This is a genomic window from Bacillus sp. EKM208B, assembly GCF_011800725.1.
GTDB classification, from domain to species: domain Bacteria; phylum Bacillota; class Bacilli; order Bacillales; family Bacillaceae; genus Bacillus; species Bacillus velezensis.
In genome coordinates, this window is sequence record NZ_JAANHO010000004.1 from 192,203 (window position 1) to 210,760 (window position 18,558).

An 18,558-nucleotide genomic window follows, 5' to 3' on the forward strand; every position below is an offset into this window, starting at 1 on the left:
TTGATTCACACCCTCTCTTTTTTCACACATCCGGTGATGGATGCCGCGATATCTTCCACATGTTTAATCTCATGAATGAGGCCCGCCTTTATCGCTGACTTCGGCATTCCGAACACAACACAGGATTCGTCCGATTCCGCAATCGTTTTAACGCCGCCTGTTCTGAGCATTTCTTTTACGCCTTCGGTTCCGTCGCTGCCCATGCCGGTCATAATGACGGCTACCTTTTCGTAATCGGATAAGCGGCTTGCCGACCGAAACAAATAATCGGCTGACGGTTTATGCCGGCTTTCCGTATCATGAACGTCAAGAATGATGCGGAGCCTTCCGCCTTCCTCTGCAACCGTCATATTTTTTCCGCCGGGCGCGATGTACACCCATCCGTCTTTCGCTTCTTCACCGTTTTCCGCTTCTTTGACCTGAATATCTGACAAATGGTTGAGTCTGTCTGCAAGTGAAGCGGTGAAGCCTTCAGGCATGTGCTGAACGACAAATACAGGCGCCTTTAAATCCTTCGGCAGTTTCGGAATCACCTTTTGCAGAGCCCGCGGTCCGCCTGTAGAGGTCGCGATGAATACGGCCTGCTTGGCGGATTTTGCTTTCGGTCTTTCAAATCCCGCTAAAGCCGGACGTTCCGGGATAGAAGACTCTTTCACTGCCGCCTCAGGTTTTTGTGCGCGGGACAGCCCGGCTGCAATCACCCTCTCAATCAGCTGCTCTTTAATTTTATAAAGATCAAGTGAAATCGCTCCGGAAGGCTTGGTGATAAAATCAAAAGCGCCCATTTCCAGGCAGTTGATCGTTCGGTCCTTCCCTTGTTGTGTCTGGCTCGATACCATGATTACGGGAAGTTTATATATGCTGATGATCTTCCGCAATGTATCCGTTCCGTTCATGACCGGCATTTCAATATCAAGCGTGACAACATCCGGTTTGAGAAGCTCTATTTTCTTCAGCGCCTCTTCCCCGTTTCTGGCTGTCCCGATGACTTCTATCTGCATTTCCGCAGCCAGAAAATCGGTAATCATCTTTCTCATAAAAGCTGAGTCATCAACGACAAGCACACGAATCACTGTAAAGTCCTCCTCAATAAAAAAGAAGATAATCTCTCAATAAATGCCGGTTTCTCTTCTCTTGGTTTGTTTTCTTCCGTTTGAAACAAGACATCCGTCAGAAGACGGACGGACCTGCTGGCTTTTGCTTGAGGACTTTTTATTAAAAAAGGCACCTGGTCAATGACGGCTTGACTTACTAGCGGGTCATCGGGTATGGAGCCGGCGAAACGCACTTCCGCGCCTAAAAACGTGTGAATCGCATGAGAAAGGCGGTTGTACGTGTCCAGCGCCTGTTTTTGGGAGCGGGCGCGATTGACGGCAATGTTTACGGTCAGCCGTTCATCCGCGAGCAAAAGATGTTTGATCGCGCTGTAGGCATCCATAATGGCCGTCGGCTCAGGCGTTGTCACGGCGAGAATGTCTTCCGCCGATAAAATAAACGGCAGCTGTTCTTTTGAAAGTCCCGCTCCCATATCAAACAGAACGTTATCAAAATCGCTTAATACAGCGGAAAGACCATTCATAAAAGCCGCCCACTTCTCTCTGTCTGCTTGATAGATCGCCCCAAGCCCCGTTCCTCCGGATATGTAGCGAAGGCCTTTCGGACCGGAGGAAAGTGATTGAGCCAACGCGTGCCGATTCTCCATCACATCAATAATGGTGCGGGAAGAAGCAGCGCCGATCAGCACATCAATGTTGCCCATTCCGATGTCAAGATCAATGATGAGTGCTTTTTTTCCTTTTTCCTGCAGGGCAACTGCCATGTTTAATGTTAAATTAGATTTTCCGACGCCGCCTTTACCGCTGATGACGGCTAATGTCTTCGCTTTTTTCTCATAAAGCTCCGGCTTGATCATTTGCCGCTCTCTCATTTTCCTTCTTAATGACTCTGCCTGATCGGGTTTCATGTCAAAAGCATCCTTACAAACTCTTTTGGTGAAGCCGATAGGATGTCTTCAGGCACATCCTGTCCATTTGTCAAATAGGCGGCGCCGATTCTTGATTCCGACAGCACTTGAAACACGGAGCCGAGTGAGGCGGTTTCATCCGTTTTCGTGAAAATGAATTGATTGACCGGCACACCGGAAAAACGTTTCAGCACCTGTTTCATATCTTCATATTTTGCAGATGCCGATAATACGAGAAAGGATTGTAAGCCTGATTCAAACGGAATCATCTCTTGTAATTCCGTAATATACTGCTCTTCTTTAAAGTTTCTGCCGGCTGTATCAATGAAAACATGGTCATATTCAGCGAATTTTTTCAGTGCCTTCAGACATTCTTCCTTTGAATAACATACTTCAAGAGGAGCCTGAAGCAGCTCCGCATATGTCTTCAGCTGCTCGACCGCGGCAATCCGGTAAGTATCCGTCGTCATAAAGGCAATTTTTTTATGCTCTGTCAGCATTGATGAGGCCGCGAGTTTCGCAAGTGTAGTCGTTTTGCCGGCCCCGGTTGAACCGAAAAGCACGACGTATTTTGATTGAATCCCTTCCTGCCACCTGTCTGCCGAAGGGAGTTTTTTCACTAACAAATCCTGCAGTTTTGAGCTGACATTATCTTCAGTTAAATCTCCGGAAACAATTGAAGAACTGAGCAATTCACTGAGTACGGCGTTTTGCGTATGATCAGGAAGCCCGGCTTGCTTCAATAGTCTCTCAGCTTTTTTTAATGGTTCAGGGAGCACTTCTTTCAAATGCGCAAGTTCGCCGGAAATACTTTGATCCGGAAGACGCGGCGGCTGAACAGGCTCAGCTTTCTCCGCCGTTTCCGTCTTTTTCATTTCTCCAGCGGCAGCCGGCGGCGTTTTTCTCGCTTCCCTGACGTCACGATCTAAAACCGCTATCACTTCGACGGCCTGCTGCAACCGCAGCCCCAGCCATTTTCGTTTCTTTACTTGTTTGGAATGTAAAATAACGGCATCATTGCCGAGTTCCTTTTTGATTTGCTTCGCGGCATCCTGCATTGAAGCGGCTGTGAATTTTTTTATTTTCATTAAATATCCACCACTCCAATGCTCTGTACTTCAACATTTGCTTCCAGCTCATTATAAGAAAGAACCGGAAGATCAGGGAAATACCGTTCTAACAGCTGTTTTACATACATTCTGACAGCAGGCGAGCAAAGAAGAATCGCTGACTCCTGACGGATGGAAAGCTGCTCGGCCTCTTTAGCGACAGAACGGATGATGCTGTCTGAAACCTCAGGATCGAGTGACAGGTAATTGCCCTGTTCAGTCTGCTGAACCCCGTCTGCAATCGCTTTTTCCACCCGGCCTGAGCATGTGATGACCTTCAGCGTTTCATGCTCTCTCGCATATTGTGCCGTGATTTGTTTGGCAAGCGACTGTCTCGCGTATTCTGTCAAAAGGTCTGAATCTGTCGTTAATCTTCCGTAATCGGCAAGAGTTTCAAAAATGGTCACCAAGTTTCTGATTGAAACTTTTTCTCTCAGCAATTTGGCAAGCACCTTTTGAATATCGCCGACAGAAAGAGGATTCGGCGTGACTTCCTCAACAAGCACAGGATAATTTTCCTTCAGATGATCGATCAGCTGCTTTGTTTCCTGTCTGCCGACCAGTTCATGAGCATGCTGCTTAATTTTTTCTGTAATATGCGTAGATACGACTGACGCCGGATCAACAACTGTATACCCCAGCATGTCCGCTTCATCTTTTGCAGCTTCGCTGATCCATTTTGCGGGAAGTCCGAACGACGGTTCAATCGTTTCAATTCCTTCAATGACGTCATCTTCAGGCGTCGGTGACATCGCTAAGTAATGATCCAGCAGGAGCTCTCCTTTAGCGACTTCATTGCCTTTAATTTTCAATCTGTATTCATTCGGCTGGAGCGCGATGTTATCCCTGATGCGCACAACCGGAATGACAAGTCCCAATTCAAGCGCAAGCTGACGTCTGATCATGACGATGCGGTCAAGAAGATCACCGCCCTGCCCCGCGTCTGCAAGCGGCACGAGTCCGTATCCGAACTCAAATTCAATCGGATCAATATGTAAAAGCTGCACGACGCTTTCCGGGCTTTTCAGTTCATCCGCCTGAGCCTCTTCTTCAAGAATTTCTTCCTCTTCTTCGCTCGGCTTATCCGTTTTGGACAGCATGTAAGCGCCGAATGCAAGCAGACCGGCGATCGGTCCCGTCAGCAGAATGCCGATCGGTGTAAGAAGACCGAGCAAAAGTACAGTTCCCGCGGCTACATACAAGAGCTTCGGATAAGCAAACAGCTGGCCTGTAATATCATGACCGAGGTTTCCTTCAGATGCCGCTCTCGTCACGACAATCCCCGTAGCCGTTGAGATGAGCAAAGCCGGCATTTGAGAAACGATACCGTCACCGACTGTCAGCATTGTAAAGTGAGACGCAGCTTCTTGTATGCTCATCCCCTGCTGCAGCATGCCGATTACGATTCCGAAAATAATATTGATCATCACGATGATGATACCCGCGATGGCATCTCCTTTGACGAATTTGCTCGCACCGTCCATGGCGCCGTAAAAATCGGCTTCCCGGGCGACTTTTTCACGTCTGTGCTTTGCATCCTGCTCCGTAATCATGCCGGCATTTAAATCCGCGTCAATACTCATTTGCTTTCCGGGCATCGCATCGAGCGTAAATCTCGCCGCCACTTCCGATACCCGCTCGGCGCCTTTTGTAATGACGATAAACTGAATAATAATCAAGATAATGAAGACAACAAGCCCTACCAGCACATTTCCGCCGACAACGAAATTCCCGAATGTCTCAACAACCTTTCCTCCTTCTCCGTGAGAAAGAATCGAACGTGTCGTCGACACATTGAGCGAAAGCCGAAACAGCGTCAATAACAGCAGCAATGACGGGAATATCGAGAATTGCAGCGGTTCTTGCATATTCATTGTGGTGAGAAGCACGATCAACGCAAGAGAGATATTAATGATGATCAAAATACTTAACAACCATGGAGGGAATGGAATCACCAGCATTGCCACAATGAGGACAACACTTATTAAAACCGATAAATCTCTTGTTGACATGCTGTTTTTCTCTCCTTTTGAATCTGAAATTCACTATACTTTTTGTTTCGTTTTATATACATAAGCCAAAATTTCCGCAATGACTTTGAAAAACTCTTCCGGCACAGCCTGGTCAATGTCAACCTGATCATATAACGCACGCGCGAGCGGCCTGTTTTCAATCGTCATGACATCATGTTCTTTGGCGATCTGCCTGATTTTTAATGCGAGATGGTCGACCCCTTTGGCAACAATGTAAGGGGCGTCCATTTTCTTTTCATCATATTTTAAAGCTATCGCATAATGGGTCGGGTTGGTAATGATGACATCCGCTTTCGGCACTTCCTGCATCATCCGCCTCATCGCCATTTCCCGCTGCTTCTGCTTAATTTTGGACTTGATTATCGGATCACCCTCCGATTTTTTGTATTCATCTTTTATATCCTGCTTTGACATTCTGATATTTTTCTCATAGTCAAAACGCTGATATAAATAATCAAGCCCGGCCAGCAGCATTAAAGCCCCTGATCCCGCAAGCCCCATCCAAAGCGTGAGCTTAGAAACGAAAGTGAGCACTTCCGCAGGCGTTAAAAGCGGAAGGCGAAGAATATCGCCATAATGAAGCCAGAGCACCATAAAGGCGGCAAAACCGACCACAGTAATCTTCAAAATAGATTTGACCAGTTCAACAATCGCCCTCATGCTGTAAATCCGCTTAAAACCTTTCAGCGGGCTGAGCTTATTCAAGTCAGGCTTGAGGACTTCCGCAGAAAACAGAAAACCCACCTGCATGTAATTGCTCACGACACCTGCCACAAGCGCGACCAGCATAATCGGCGCGAGGATGAGGCTGATATCTTTCACCGTATCCACGAACAGTTCATGCACGGCAGATGCTGACAGGTGTAATGTTATCGATTTCGTATAAAACGTTTTAATAAAGGACAGCAGCCTGTCCCGCATATAAGGACCGAGCGCGATCAGCGAAAGAAAGATAATCAGTAAAGAAACGGCTGTATTCACATCCGTACTTTTCGCGACCTGTCCTTTCTTTCTTGTATCCTTCCGTTTTTTCGGAGTGGCTTTCTCCGTTTTTTCACCGGCAAAGAATTGCAGATTCAGTCTGAGTCTCATCATGTCACACCGACCAATGCCAATAGATTCCGCATGGTTTCAACGGTAAGGCTGAAGATGTTGCGGACGACGACAAACATCACCGACATACAAACGATCAGCATAATAAAGCTCACGGCTATTTTCAGAGGAAGCCCGACAACGAAAACATTCAGCTGCGGCACCGTTCTTGCCACAATACCGAGCGCCAAATCAACTAAAAACAGACTGGCCACAACCGGCGCAGACATTTGAAAAGCGATAATGAACATGGCATTGAAGCTTTTTGCGATAAAAAGTCCAAAGTGATCATTTCCAAACGACGGAAATGCCTGATCAAGCGGGATATACTGAAAGCTGTAATAAATCCCGTCCAATAAAAGATAATGGGCGTTTACGCTGAGCATAAATAACAGCGCCAGCGTATAAACGAATTGTCCGATCAGCGGGCTTTGCGTTCCTGATTGCGGATCAATGACATTGGCGATGGAAAAGCCCATCTGAAAATCAATAAAGGAACCCGCTATCTGAATGGCTGTCATCATCATGAAAGCAATCAGCCCGAGGCTCAAGCCCACAACGGCCTCTTTTATGACAAGCAGCATATACTGTTCCCCTATTTCTATTTCCGGCGCATGTTTCAGCGTGCTGAAGCAGATCACCGAAAGAAAAAAAGCAAAGCCGATCCGGTGAACCGCCGGCAGATTCCGATGTCCGAACACCGGCACCGTTACAAAAAAAGCAGAGATTCTGATAAAGACCAATAAAAAAGCGGGAAATAAATCAATGATGGAATTCATTTGATTCTACCCTGCAAATCGGTTCAGATGAGAGAACAGATCAGTTGTGAACGAAAGAATCGTCGACAGCATCCAAGGACCGAAAAAGATCAGTCCAAGCATCACCGCCACGATTTTCGGAATGAACGCTAGCGTCTGTTCCTGGATTTGAGTTGTCGCTTGAAAGATACTGACGAGCAAACCGACGATCAGCGCGATCGCAAGCAGCGGCCCGCTGATCATTAGTGTTACATATACGGCTTTTTCCGCCATGGAAATTACAAATTCTGAACTCACAATTAGCACCTACCCTAAAAGCTGTCAAGCAAAGATTTCACGATTAAATACCATCCATCGACCAAAACGAAAAGCAATATTTTAAAGGGCAGAGAGATCATAACCGGCGGAAGCATCATCATTCCCATTGACATTAAGACGCTCGCCACGACCATATCGATAATTAAAAACGGAATAAAAATCATAAAGCCCATTTGAAAAGCGGTTTTGAGTTCTGATATCGCATAAGCGGGGACCATCGTCGTCAAAGGAATATCCTGAATCGATTCAGGTTTTTTCATTTTGGCATAGTTCATAAACAGCGCCAGATCCTTCTGTCTTGTATGCTTGCTCATATACTCTTTAATCGGCTTCTCGGCTTTTGTATATGCTTCATCGAGACTGATTTTGTTGTCCATCAGCGGCGTTAAGGCTTCCTTATTAATCTCTGAAAAAGTCGGCGCCATAATAAAAAACGTCAAGAACAGCGCAAGGCCGATTAAAACCTGGTTGGGAGGCATGTTCTGCGTCGCCAGTGAGGTTCTCACAAAAGACAGAACGATGACGATTCTCGTAAAGCAGGTCATCAAAATCAGAATCCCCGGCGCTACTGAAAAGACAGTCAAAAGCAGCAGTAATTTAACAGTGGAGCTGACTTCGGTCGGACTGCTTGAATTAAAAAGATTAATGAATTCATTCATGATGATAAGGGCCTTTCTTCTTTCCTTCAGAACGGCTTTGTTTCAGCTCGTTCAGCTGTTCTTTCAGCGCTTTTGAAAACGACGGAAGCATCGTTTGCGGCTTTTTTTCTCCATCCTTACGCGGATTTACGAGCTTGATCCATTCCACTTTTGAAGACATCGACTCTTCGTATTGGCTCAGAATCGCCTCGCGCTCTTTTTCATCTTCAATTTCTTTTAAAAGCTGTATCGTTTCGCCCACACCGACTACGAGAACGCTGTTTCCCACTTTAATCAGCTGCACGGAACGGTTTTGGCCGACTGACGTTCCGCCGATATTTTCTACATATTGAAACGGCTTCAGCAGACGGTTTCTTCTATTCATCAGTTTGACAAATCCATAGATCAGCAGAATGACGAATAATAACGCCCCAATCATCTTTACAAAATCAAAAGCGGAGACAGAAGATGCAGAAGCATCCCCTATCTCTTGATCAGCCGTTTGTTTCGATGTATCGCTTTTTTTCTCTGTTTTGTTTGTTGATTGTTTGTCAAACCATTCGTTGACGGTGGAATTGTCAGACTCCGCCGCAAAAGCAGGGAACGGATGTACATTGAGTAAAACGAAACAACAAATCAAAGCTAGTAAACCATGACTCTTTTTCAACAGTCGTACACCCTTTAGCTTAATGTTTTATTAATGGCTTCAAGCACGCGGTCCGCTTGGAACGGTTTCACGATAAAGTCTTTTGCGCCGGCTTGAATCGCGTCAATAACCATTGACTGCTGGCCCATAGCCGAACACATGATGATTTTCGCCTGCGGATCGATTTGTTTAATTTCCTTTAAAGCTGTAATCCCGTCCATTTCAGGCATTGTAATATCCATTGTCACAAGGTCGGGGGAATGCTCTTTGAATTTTTCGACCGCCTGCGCTCCGTCTGAAGCTTCAGCTACAACGTCAAAACCGTTCTTCACTAAAATATCTTTGATCATCATTCTCATAAATGCTGCATCGTCTACAATTAAAATTCTGTGTGCCATAATCTGTTTCTCTCCTCTATGTTCGCTTATTTTAAATTGTTAAGGCGGTCTGCCTGACTTAAAATATCAGTGACTCTCACGCCGAAGTTTTCTTCTATGACGACGACCTCGCCTTTTGCCACGATCCGCTGGTTGACCAGGATGTCAACAGGTTCACCAGCCAGCTTGTCAAGCTCAATAATGCTTCCCGCAGAAAATTCAAGGATTTCTTTGACGCTTCTCTTCGTTCTGCCGAGCTCAACCGTAACGGAAAGCGGAATATCCATCAGCATATCAAGGTTATTCCTTGATCCTTGCGCCGCTTCGTTATGATCAAACGCCTGGAATTCCACCGGAGCGACTTGAACAGGAGCAGCTTTTTTGGCGGTTCCCTGTCTCTTCGGAAGCTCGGGTTTTGCCTGCGGCTCCGGCTGCATGGCAGGTTCCGGCTGCGGCGTTTCGTATGTTTCCTGTGGTTCTGATACGGTTTCTGCGGCCTCTGACTCATGCTGGTCTGCAGTCATCAGTTCTGCGATCAGATCTTTCGCAAACGTAATCGGATAAAGCTGCATGATGCTCGAATCGATTAATTCGCCGACTTTCAGACGGAATGACACTTTTACGAGCAGGTCATCCTCAGGTATTCTGTCGGTCCCTTTTTCTTCCGTCACATCCAGAAGTTCAACCCTTGGCGGAGAAATGTCAATCTTTTTACTGAACACGGTCGACATTGACGTCGCAGCCGAGCCCATCATTTGATTCATTGCTTCCTGAACGGCGCTCAGGTGGATTTCACCGAGTGACGGATCGGCGCCCAGGCCGTCCCCGCCGATCATCAAATCCGCGATGATGGCCGCGTCGCTTTGTTCGACGACGAGCAAATTGCTGCCGTCAAAGCCTTCTGTGTAGTTCACTTCAATGGCAACATACGGATGAGGAAATTCATCACTGATTTTGCTTTTTGAAATGACGGTCACACTCGGCGTCGTAATGTCCACTTTTTGATTTAAAAGAGTGGACAGCGCCGTAGCCGAGCTGCCGAACGAAATATTCCCGATTTCTCCGATCGCATCGCGCTCAAGTTCAGACAAGTTCGCCTCTTGAGGCTGTTCTGTATCCTCTGATTGACTGCTTGTGCCGTTAAGAAGAGCATCGATTTCATCTTGAGATAATCTATTGTTCATCTTGTTCACCTCTTATGTCGTGATCTAAAATTTGCACTGCCTGTCTTCGATTCACCCGGCCGGCCTGCCCTAAAAACTTCGGTTTGTTTCCGACCAATACAGTAAGAGGATCAGTCACTGATTTGTCCAGAGTTATACAGTCCCCGACTTCCAAACTTAAAAATTCTTCTATTGTCAGTTCAGAAGCGCCCAAGAGAGCCACAACGGGAATTTGAGCCGTCATGATGCGCTTTTCAAGCAACTTCGTTTCTTCGGGCTTCGCTTCATTCCGGTCTGATTGCATCCAATAATGTACGGAAAGCTTAGGGATAATCGGCTCAAGTACGACATGGGGAATACAAAGATTAATGACACCGCTGATTTCACCTATCTGCGTATTGAGAGAAATGACAACGACTGTTTCATTTGGGGAAACCATCTGTACAAACTGAGGATTCACTTCAAATTCAGTCATTTCAGGGTCAATATCAGCAATCGATTGCCACGCTTCTTTGTAGTTGCCCAGTGCATTTTCAAATAAGTTAGAAATAATATTCGTTTCAATTTCCGTAAGGCTGTCAGCTTTGTTATGAGTGATGCCGATGCCTCCCATGACGCGGTCAAGCATTGCGTATGCGATGGTGGGATTAACCTCCATCATGATTCTGCCTTCCATCGGATGGACATCGAATAAATTTAAAATCGTCATGTTCGGTATGGAACGGATAAATTCTTCATACGGCACCTGATCAACTGAGCTGACGGATATATGAATATACGTTCTGAGCTTGGCGGAAAAGTGTGTTGTGAGAAGCCTCGCAAAGTTATCATGTATCCGGGTTAAACTGCGTATCTGATCTTTCGAGAATCTGAGAGCCCGTTTAAAATCATATACCTTTACTTTTTTCTCTTTTACTTCCTTTTTCAGCTCTTCCGCATCCGCCTCACCCGTGGAAATGGCGGAAAGCAGTGCGTCTATTTCATTTTGGGAGAGAACTTCTCCTGACATTTTCTTCACCTCCGTATTCTGTCAAATTTGTTTTTATTGCAGATTAAAGGAGGTAATGTACACTTTCTGAACTTTTCCTTCTTGGAGATAGCTGTTTACTTTCTCTTTTAATGATTGTTTAAACGCTTCTCTTCCTTTATCTCCCTCAATCTCTCCGGCGCTTGTGTCGGCTAAAATGGAAATGATGTTGTCTTTCACCTGAAAATCGCGTTTTTCAAGTTCTTCCTTCGCTTTAGCCGAGTCGGTTTCAAGCTTGATGCCGATACGGATGATGCTGTCAGACTTTAAGTTTGTCGTAATATCGTCGACAGACACAGTGGCTGCAACGACTTCGTCAATTGTCGGCTTTTTATCTTTGACGGAATTTCCGCTGACGACAAAATATGCTGCCGTTCCGAGGCCGGCGATGACAATTAAAATAATCAGCAAAATGATGACTAATTTTTTCTTCATTCTTCTTCCTCTATTCCCTGATCCAGTGAAAATATTTGTATGCTATGGTAAAACGATATGACTTTTTTGAGAACTGCTTCTTCCGGTTCTTTCACTACGAACTTTTTGCCGTTGGACAGTGTAATCGTCGTGTCGGGGAAGCACTCAATCTGTTCGATAAACAGCGCGTTCAGCGTAAAAGGCTGGCCGTTTAAACGGGTGACTTGAATCATGCAATCCGGAGAAGCGGCTTAACCGCCTCTCCTCCCTCCTTACCGTTTCAGATTAACCAGCTCCTGAAGGATTTCATCTGAAGTCGTAATGATTTTTGAGTTTGATTGGAAACCCCGCTGAGCAACGATCATTTCGGTAAATTCATCTGTCAGATCTACGTTTGACATTTCAAGATAGCCTGCCAAAAGCTTACCCGTTCCGTTTTCGCCCGGCGTGGTGACTGCGCTCGCAGCTCCTGAACTTAATGATTCTCTGTAAAGGTTGCCTCCGATTTTTTCCAGACCGGCGCTGTTAGGGAACGTGACCAGACCGATTTGTCCGGCATCATGAACCTCATCCCCTGCATCAGTGTATGTAACGGTTCCGTCTGCACCGATGCTGTAATCTTTCGCATCAGTCGGAATATTGATTTTGCCGCCGCCGATTTTTTCAAGGTAGTACCCGTCAGTCGTAACAAGGTTCCCTTGATTGTCCTTTCCGAAATTCCCCGCACGTGTGTAAACAATTCCCGCACCTGTATTAATCTGAAAGTAGCCGTCTCCGTCAATGGCTAGGTCGGTTTTATTCTGTGTAGCCTGCGGGGCGCCGGTTGAATGAACGACATCAATGGAAGAAGTCGCGGCACCCAAGCCGATTTGTTTTGAATTGGTCACGTTTGAACCGCCGGCGACTGTCTGGCTGATCATATCTTTAAATGTAACGCGGCTTTTCTTAAATCCCACTGTGTTGACGTTGGCGATGTTATTGCCGATTACATCTAGTTTTGTCTGAAAGTTTTTCATGCCGCTGATACCGGAATATAATGAACGTAACATGTTAAATTCCCCCTGGGTTTCTTTTTATTTAGATGTTTCGCTGACGGCCGTGACATTCCACGGACTGACCTCTTTGCCATTTTCAAGCACGAGCACGTAATTGCCGTTTGAATGCTTGACTGAATTGACCGGGCTTGTCTGATCCTTCCCGTCGCTGTCGCTGAATGTAACATTTTTGCCGATCCAGTTCACATACATCGTAAACGGATCTTGATTTTCTACAAATTTAGTCATCGTCGTATTCATATTCATCATTTGCTCCAATGAAGAAAATGTCGCCATCTGGCTGATGAATTCTTTGTCATCAACCGGATTGAGCGGGTCCTGGTTTTGAACCTGTGTCATTAAGATCTTCAGGAATTCGTCTTTCCCTAAATTCGTGCTGCTGTTTACTGCGGAGGTGCTCTTCGCGCTTGAAGTGGCTGAAGCGCCCGCCGCGGCATAATCCGAGTTTACTGATGTCAACTATTCTTCCTCCATTTCATTGAGAGAAAGCTCCTCCAGCATATCTCCGAAATCGCCTGACTGCTGCTGGTTCTTCTGCTCTCTCTGTCCCTGATGCTGCTGTTTATTGTGATCGGCCGTCTGTCCGTAAACAGGCTGCTGATCCCCGCTTTGAAGCGGGACTGTAAAACGGTCGACTTGGACCGACATATTCGGAAGCGACTGTTTCAGCTGAGGAAGATGCTGTTCCAGCAGCTCTTTCGCAGACTGGCTGGATGCGATTATTTTGCTTTGAAACATCCCGTTTTCGTTTGTCACCTTAATTGTGACAAATCCGAGGTTCTCGGGATTAAGACGAATCGTAAAGCTTCCGGTTGTTTTCCCGAAAGGCGTGTATTTCATCTGTTTCCAGCCGCTGATGACCTGATCCGTTAACGGTTTATTTTCTGCCGGCTGCTGTTCAGCTCCTGCGGACGTTTGCTGAATGCCGGCAAGGCTTCTCGTTCCCGAAAACAGTATATGTGCAGACAATTTGCTGTCAGGCGCCTTTGCGTGAGAAACCGTGCCGCCGTTTTGCTGTTCTGTTTTCCCGGCTGACTCTTGGGATGATTCAGATGATTGAGATAACACAAAAGCTTTCAGCTCAGTTTCAGCCATATCCCAATCCTTTGTTCCCTTTTGAGAAAGGCCCGCAAGCTGCTCCGCGACGCTTTGAAAGCTCTTCAGCTCAGCGGCTGTCATGGAGTAAAGTTTAGATGCCGATTCGTTTTTCGGAAAAAATGTCTGCCGCAGGTCTTGAATCACGCGGTCCGGGACACCTTGTTTTTTCAATGCCTCTAATAAACGGGCGCCTTCCTGGTAAACCGCCTTTGCCTGCGCGCTGTCAGGCAGTTCCTGCTGAGATGTGAAGAGCTGGGATACGGCTTCTTGAATGAACAGCAGCCCCTTCTCAAGCGCATCCTTGACGGAATCCCCGTCTTTTGCGGAAGAATCCGGCTCATCCGTTTCAGGCTTCCCCCCATGCTGTTTTCCCGCTAACATGTCTTCAACAGATTCGGCAAGCTGTTTCAATAAAGGAAGAGCTGTTTCAGCCGTCTGCTTTCCTTCAAGAGCTTTTACCGCCTCAAGCAGCTGTTTCAGCTGCAATTCTTTATCTTCCGGGCCGGCTTTCAGCCAATCACCGATTTTCGATAGGGCATCATTCAGCTCTGCGTCACTTGTTTTTGTTTCATCTCCGGGCTGCCGGGGAGAAGTGACTTCCGACAGGAGCCAGTTCTGAAATAGACCTAAGCTGTTTACATTCATCTTCACATTACTGTTTTGCGCAGTCTGCGTACGATTACCCGTTAATTCAAGCAGCTTCAACTTACATCACTCCTTATTTCCGTCAGCGGATAGTTTTTCTGTATATTTAGCCGCTTGTTCAGGAGTCATTTTCGTCAAGATTTCAGCAAGCTGCTTTTTACTTAATCCGTTTAAAATATCGAGGGCTTCTTTTTCTTTCAGCTTTACGATAATGCTTGCCGCTTTACCGCTGTCCATACTTTTATAGATGTTGATCATTTTATCTTTTCCGGCTGAATCCGAAGCGTCTTTTTTCGTTTCATCCGTCTTCGTTTTCTGCTGCTGTTCAGCTTCCTGTTTCAGTGAACGGATTTTCTGATTCAGATTATCGATTTCGGACTTGCTTGTGTCTAAATCTTTATTCAAAATGTTAATTTCACTTTTTTGTTCCTTTATGGTCTTTTCAAGAGAAGCCGTTCTGTCTTCCTTCTGCTTTTCCGCCGCGCTTTTCATTTCTTTCGTTTCGGGAACCAATTCTTTTAAAACAGGCGTTTTAGCGGCTGTTTCCTGAATCGGCTTCATCACATCAACGCCGGCAGCCCAAAGGATGATGCTTGCGACGATGATCAGAAAAATCAGCGGGATCATGATAAAAAGCAGGATTGAACCGAACTTTCCAGATCTCTTTTCTTTATCGGCCATTTCATTCGCTCCTAATGCCCCTGAATCATAAACTGCTTGATTGAAATGTCGTCCATTTCCCTCATCTCTGCAGCTTTGTCTTCAAGTGCGAACATATTAAATTGTTTTTCCCGCATTTTTTCAAATTTCTTTACTTCAATGTTTTTTTCGGTGAGCTGTTCCTGCTTCTCATTCATTTCATTTCGTTTCATGATGACAAGCTTTTGATAATGATAGATGGTGTTCTCAAGATTGGAAACGAATTGCTGATAATGTCTCATTTCCTGAACGCTCATCCCGCATTTCAGCTTTGATTCTTTGTCTTTTTCGAGCAATTCTTTTTTGCTCATATTTTCATATAGTTTTTCAGCCACTGTCTCAAATTCAGAAACCGATTGTCTGTATTCAGTCAATGTTTGGTCTTTTTCATTTTCTTTTAATTCCAGCAGCTTTTGAAATCTGAATTGGTATGCCACGATGTTTATTCCTCTTTTCCTGTCAGACTCGTCAATGCCGCAATGCTGTCTTCCAATTGAGCAGGTTCTTCCGTTCCTTGTTTTAAAAATTGAATAAGCTGCGGATAAAACTGAATCGCTTCATCAATTTCTCTTGATGACCCTCTTTTGTAAGCTCCGATATTAATTAGATCTTCAGAGTTTTGATAAGTTGACAGAAGATCGCGGAATTTGTTGGCCGCCTCTATATGCGATGTGTCTGAAATATTAGACATGACCCTGCTGATGCTTTTCAGGATATTCACGGCCGGGAACTGCCCTTTGTTGGCAAGCGCCCGATCGAGAACGATATGCCCGTCTAATATTCCGCGCACCGTATCGGCAATCGGTTCGTTCATATCATCTCCGTCAACGAGAACCGTATAAAAAGCGGTTATCGTTCCTTGTTCATTCGCGCCCGTTCTTTCCAGCAAACGGGGCAAAATAGCGAACACGGAAGGTGTATATCCTTTTGTTGTCGGCGGTTCTCCCGCTGCCAGGCCGATTTCCCGCTGAGCCATCGCGACCCTCGTGACGGAGTCCATCATGAACATCACATTCCGGCCTTTATCGCGGAAGTACTCTGCAATGGCGGTGGCCGTATACGCCGCTTTCAAACGCATTAAGGCGGGCTGATCAGAGGTCGCGACTACGACGATCGAGCGTTTCAGGCCTTCTTCGCCTAAATCCTTCTCGATGAATTCACGCACCTCGCGCCCCCGTTCACCGACGAGTGCGATAATGTTTAAATCAGCTTCAGTCTGCTTCGCGATCATTCCCATCAGGGTGCTTTTTCCGACCCCGCTTCCGGCAAAAATCCCGATTCTCTGCCCTTTTCCTACCGTCAGCAGACTGTCAATCGATCTGACGCCGACACCCATCTTTTCCCGTATCGGCGGGCGTTTCATCGGGTTTGGAGGCGGCTGTTCCGTCGAAACGGGGGACAAACCTTTCGGAAGCGCCCGGCCGTCAAGAGGTTCGCCGAACGCGTCGACAACTTGTCCGATTAAACCCGCGCCTACTTTGATGCGGAGCGACTCGCCAGTGGCCTCCACAATGCTGCCCGGCGCGATGCTGGCCGCTTCCAGATAAGGCATTAACAGAATGTTTTCATCCTGGAAGCCTACAACCTCAGCTTTAATCGCTTTTTTCGCATGGCCTTTCGGATAAATGAGACAAACATCTCCGATTGAGCTTTCGGGCCCTTTTGATTCAATCATCAGCCCGATGACCCGTTTAACCTTGCCGTAGCGTTTGTACGGATCCGCTGTTTCAATTGAGTCTATTAAATACTGTGTCTTCATTGCTCCGCTCCCGCCTCAAGCGCCGTTAAAAGTTTTTGCTTTAATTGCATCAGCTGGGTGTCTATGCCTGCATCAACACGTCCGAACGGAGTTTCTATCGAGCACGTTCCCTTCTCGGCTTTTTCATCTGCATATAAGCTTAATCTGCATTCTTTGTATAACAGCTGCTGAATTTCGTCCATATGCTGATGAACCGTCTCATAATATTCAGGGTCCACATAGATGGAGATGTCATCATAATCTTTTACTTCGGCTACTACCTGTTTGACCAGCAGAAGGAAAGCCTCTTTATCATCACTTTTTTGCCGCCATACTTTTTTAGCGAGCGCAACGGAAAGCTCAATGATTTCTTCCTCAGCGCTTTCCAGTTTTTCCTCGACTGACTGTCTCGCCATTTCCATAACGGCATTGGCCCGGCTGATGAGATTGGCGTATTCAGCTTGAGCCTCGGCTTTTCCCAATGCCATACCTTCTTCATATCCTTCTGCCTTTGCTTCTTCTATCAATCTTTGTTTTTCTTCCGCCCAGCGGTGTTTCTCTTCTTCAATCTGCCGAAGAGTGTGCTCAAATTGATTTTTCGCTTCTTCAGACACCCTGTCGGCTTCTGCTTTGGCAAAAGCCATGAGAGCCTCTGGATTTTCGGGTTCCTCCCGGTCTGGCTGGGAATGTGTTTTCCTGACTTCCTGCAAGGAAAGCTTGCGCCGTTTTTGTTCAGGAGAAAATGATGATTGCTGTTTAATGATATTAGACAATAATATCGTCTCCTCCGCCTCGCGCGATTACAATTTCTCCGGCTTCTTCCAGCTTGCGGACGACGCCCACGATTCTTGATTGCGCCTCTTCCACATCACGCAAACGCACAGGCCCCATAATTTCCATTTCCTCTTTAAACGTTTCAACCATGCGCTGTGACATATTGCTGAAGACGATTTCTTTGACTTCCTCGCTCGCAACCTTCAATGAAAGCAGGAGGTCGTCGTTTTCAACGTCTCTGATCACGCGCTGAATCGCACGGTTATCAAGGGTGACAATATCTTCAAAGACAAACATCCGTTTTTTGATTTCATCCGCCAACTCAGGATCTTGGATTTCTAATGAATCAAGGATCGTTTTTTCCGTTCCTCTGTCTACGCCGTTTAACACTTCAACAACGGCTTCTATGCCGCCGGTCTGCGTATAGTCCTGCGTAAAGGAGGAGGACAGCTTTTGTTCAAGGACCCGCTCCACTTCATTTATGATTTCAGGAGACGTTCTGTCCATAACCGCAATCCTTCTTGCCACCTCAGCCTGAACATCCGGGTTCAGCTCAGACAAAATCTGTCCGGCCTGCACCGGGTCAAGGTAGGATAAAATCAGCGCCATCGTTTGCGGATGTTCCTGCTGAATGAAATTTAAAATCTGTTCGGGTTCCGCTTTTCTCGCGAAATCAAACGGCTTTACCTGCAAAGAAGAGGTGAGCCTGTTTAAAATGCTTACCGCTTTGTCTTCTCCGAGCGCTTTTTCAAGCACTTGGCGGGCGTAATTTAAACCGCCTTGTGAAATATAGTCCTGAGCGATTGCGATATTATGAAATTCTTCAATGATTTCATCTTTTCTTTGATGATCGACGCTTCTGACTCCCGAAATCTCGAGTGTCAACCTTTCAATTTCTTCTTCAGACAAATGCTTGTACACAGAAGCTGATACATCAAGGCCTAAGGAAATCATGAGGATGGCTGCTTTTTGTTTTCCTGTAAGCTTGTTCTGATCACGTTTCGCCATTTT

22 protein-coding genes are annotated in these 18,558 nt (G+C 46.1%); all 22 read right to left on the reverse strand.

Annotation, left to right across the window (positions count from 1 at the left end; genetic code table 11):
* Positions 1 to 5: 5 nt before the first annotated feature.
* The 22 genes from G9F75_RS08885 to fliG are packed head-to-tail and all read right to left on the reverse strand — an operon-like array spanning position 6 to position 18,555.
* On the reverse strand, positions 6 to 1,073 hold the full coding sequence (locus G9F75_RS08885; RefSeq protein ID WP_167409056.1) for a protein-glutamate methylesterase/protein-glutamine glutaminase: 1,068 nt from the start codon (positions 1,071 to 1,073) through the stop codon (positions 6 to 8).
* Positions 1,070 to 1,963 carry a MinD/ParA family protein gene (locus G9F75_RS08890; RefSeq protein WP_167409057.1) on the reverse strand — a complete coding sequence of 298 codons (894 nt, stop codon included), beginning with the start codon at positions 1,961 to 1,963 and terminating at the stop codon, positions 1,070 to 1,072. The genes G9F75_RS08885 and G9F75_RS08890 overlap by 4 nt, the downstream gene beginning before the upstream one ends.
* A complete protein-coding gene (flhF, locus tag G9F75_RS08895) occupies positions 1,960 to 3,051 on the reverse strand; it encodes a flagellar biosynthesis GTPase FlhF (RefSeq protein WP_167409058.1) in 1,092 nt (363 codons plus the stop codon). The genes G9F75_RS08890 and flhF overlap by 4 nt, the downstream gene beginning before the upstream one ends.
* Entirely contained in the window at positions 3,051 to 5,084 is a 2,034-nt protein-coding gene (gene flhA, locus G9F75_RS08900; RefSeq protein WP_014417777.1) for a flagellar biosynthesis protein FlhA, read from the reverse strand. The genes flhF and flhA overlap by 1 nt, the downstream gene beginning before the upstream one ends.
* A gap of 33 nt (positions 5,085 to 5,117) precedes the next feature.
* Positions 5,118 to 6,197: a flagellar biosynthesis protein FlhB gene (flhB, locus tag G9F75_RS08905; RefSeq protein ID WP_014417776.1), complete on the reverse strand. Its 1,080-nt coding sequence runs from the start codon at positions 6,195 to 6,197 to the stop codon at positions 5,118 to 5,120.
* Positions 6,197 to 6,976, reverse strand: a complete 780-nt coding sequence (gene fliR, locus G9F75_RS08910) for a flagellar biosynthetic protein FliR (RefSeq protein ID WP_017417780.1) — start codon at positions 6,974 to 6,976, stop codon at positions 6,197 to 6,199. The genes flhB and fliR overlap by 1 nt, the downstream gene beginning before the upstream one ends.
* A 6-nt stretch (positions 6,977 to 6,982) precedes the next feature.
* A complete protein-coding gene (gene fliQ, locus G9F75_RS08915) occupies positions 6,983 to 7,252 on the reverse strand; it encodes a flagellar biosynthesis protein FliQ (RefSeq protein WP_003154234.1) in 270 nt (89 codons plus the stop codon).
* Between the two features lie 14 nt (positions 7,253 to 7,266).
* Positions 7,267 to 7,932: a flagellar type III secretion system pore protein FliP gene (gene fliP, locus G9F75_RS08920; protein WP_007409786.1), complete on the reverse strand. Its 666-nt coding sequence runs from the start codon at positions 7,930 to 7,932 to the stop codon at positions 7,267 to 7,269.
* A complete protein-coding gene (gene fliZ / locus G9F75_RS08925; RefSeq protein WP_022553343.1) occupies positions 7,925 to 8,578 on the reverse strand; it encodes a flagella biosynthesis regulatory protein FliZ in 654 nt (217 codons plus the stop codon). The genes fliP and fliZ overlap by 8 nt, the downstream gene beginning before the upstream one ends.
* A gap of 14 nt (positions 8,579 to 8,592) precedes the next feature.
* Positions 8,593 to 8,955 (reverse strand): chemotaxis protein CheY, encoded by a 363-nt coding sequence (gene cheY, locus G9F75_RS08930; RefSeq protein WP_003154238.1) that lies wholly within the window; start codon positions 8,953 to 8,955, stop codon positions 8,593 to 8,595.
* 26 nt (positions 8,956 to 8,981) lie between these two features.
* On the reverse strand, positions 8,982 to 10,118 hold the full coding sequence (fliY, locus tag G9F75_RS08935; protein WP_167409059.1) for a flagellar motor switch phosphatase FliY: 1,137 nt from the start codon (positions 10,116 to 10,118) through the stop codon (positions 8,982 to 8,984).
* Positions 10,108 to 11,106, reverse strand: a complete 999-nt coding sequence (gene fliM / locus G9F75_RS08940) for a flagellar motor switch protein FliM (RefSeq protein ID WP_003154240.1) — start codon at positions 11,104 to 11,106, stop codon at positions 10,108 to 10,110. Before fliM ends, fliY begins: the two co-directional genes overlap by 11 nt.
* A gap of 33 nt (positions 11,107 to 11,139) precedes the next feature.
* Positions 11,140 to 11,559, reverse strand: coding sequence for a flagellar basal body-associated protein FliL (gene fliL, locus G9F75_RS08945; protein ID WP_021493686.1), 420 nt, complete (start codon positions 11,557 to 11,559; stop codon positions 11,140 to 11,142).
* Positions 11,556 to 11,771, reverse strand: a complete 216-nt coding sequence (gene swrD / locus G9F75_RS08950) for a swarming motility protein SwrD (protein WP_003154243.1) — start codon at positions 11,769 to 11,771, stop codon at positions 11,556 to 11,558. Before swrD ends, fliL begins: the two co-directional genes overlap by 4 nt.
* A 39-nt stretch (positions 11,772 to 11,810) precedes the next feature.
* Positions 11,811 to 12,587, reverse strand: coding sequence for a flagellar basal body rod protein FlgG (flgG, locus tag G9F75_RS08955; protein WP_007409783.1), 777 nt, complete (start codon positions 12,585 to 12,587; stop codon positions 11,811 to 11,813).
* A gap of 24 nt (positions 12,588 to 12,611) precedes the next feature.
* Positions 12,612 to 13,052, reverse strand: coding sequence for a flagellar hook assembly protein FlgD (flgD, locus tag G9F75_RS08960; RefSeq protein WP_029973465.1), 441 nt, complete (start codon positions 13,050 to 13,052; stop codon positions 12,612 to 12,614).
* Positions 13,053 to 14,396: a flagellar hook-length control protein FliK gene (locus G9F75_RS08965; protein ID WP_167409060.1), complete on the reverse strand. Its 1,344-nt coding sequence runs from the start codon at positions 14,394 to 14,396 to the stop codon at positions 13,053 to 13,055. It abuts the gene before it with no gap.
* A 6-nt stretch (positions 14,397 to 14,402) separates the two neighbouring features.
* Complete coding sequence (locus G9F75_RS08970; protein WP_015388236.1) at positions 14,403 to 15,017, reverse strand: MotE family protein; 615 nt, start codon at positions 15,015 to 15,017, stop codon at positions 14,403 to 14,405.
* A gap of 11 nt (positions 15,018 to 15,028) precedes the next feature.
* Positions 15,029 to 15,472 (reverse strand): flagellar export protein FliJ, encoded by a 444-nt coding sequence (gene fliJ, locus G9F75_RS08975; protein ID WP_003154253.1) that lies wholly within the window; start codon positions 15,470 to 15,472, stop codon positions 15,029 to 15,031.
* A 5-nt stretch (positions 15,473 to 15,477) separates the two neighbouring features.
* Positions 15,478 to 16,794 carry a flagellar protein export ATPase FliI gene (fliI, locus tag G9F75_RS08980; protein WP_007611430.1) on the reverse strand — a complete coding sequence of 439 codons (1,317 nt, stop codon included), beginning with the start codon at positions 16,792 to 16,794 and terminating at the stop codon, positions 15,478 to 15,480.
* Entirely contained in the window at positions 16,791 to 17,546 is a 756-nt protein-coding gene (fliH, locus tag G9F75_RS08985; protein ID WP_014417769.1) for a flagellar assembly protein FliH, read from the reverse strand. The genes fliI and fliH overlap by 4 nt, the downstream gene beginning before the upstream one ends.
* A complete protein-coding gene (gene fliG / locus G9F75_RS08990) occupies positions 17,539 to 18,555 on the reverse strand; it encodes a flagellar motor switch protein FliG (protein ID WP_003154256.1) in 1,017 nt (338 codons plus the stop codon). The genes fliH and fliG overlap by 8 nt, the downstream gene beginning before the upstream one ends.
* Positions 18,556 to 18,558: the final 3 nt, after the last annotated feature.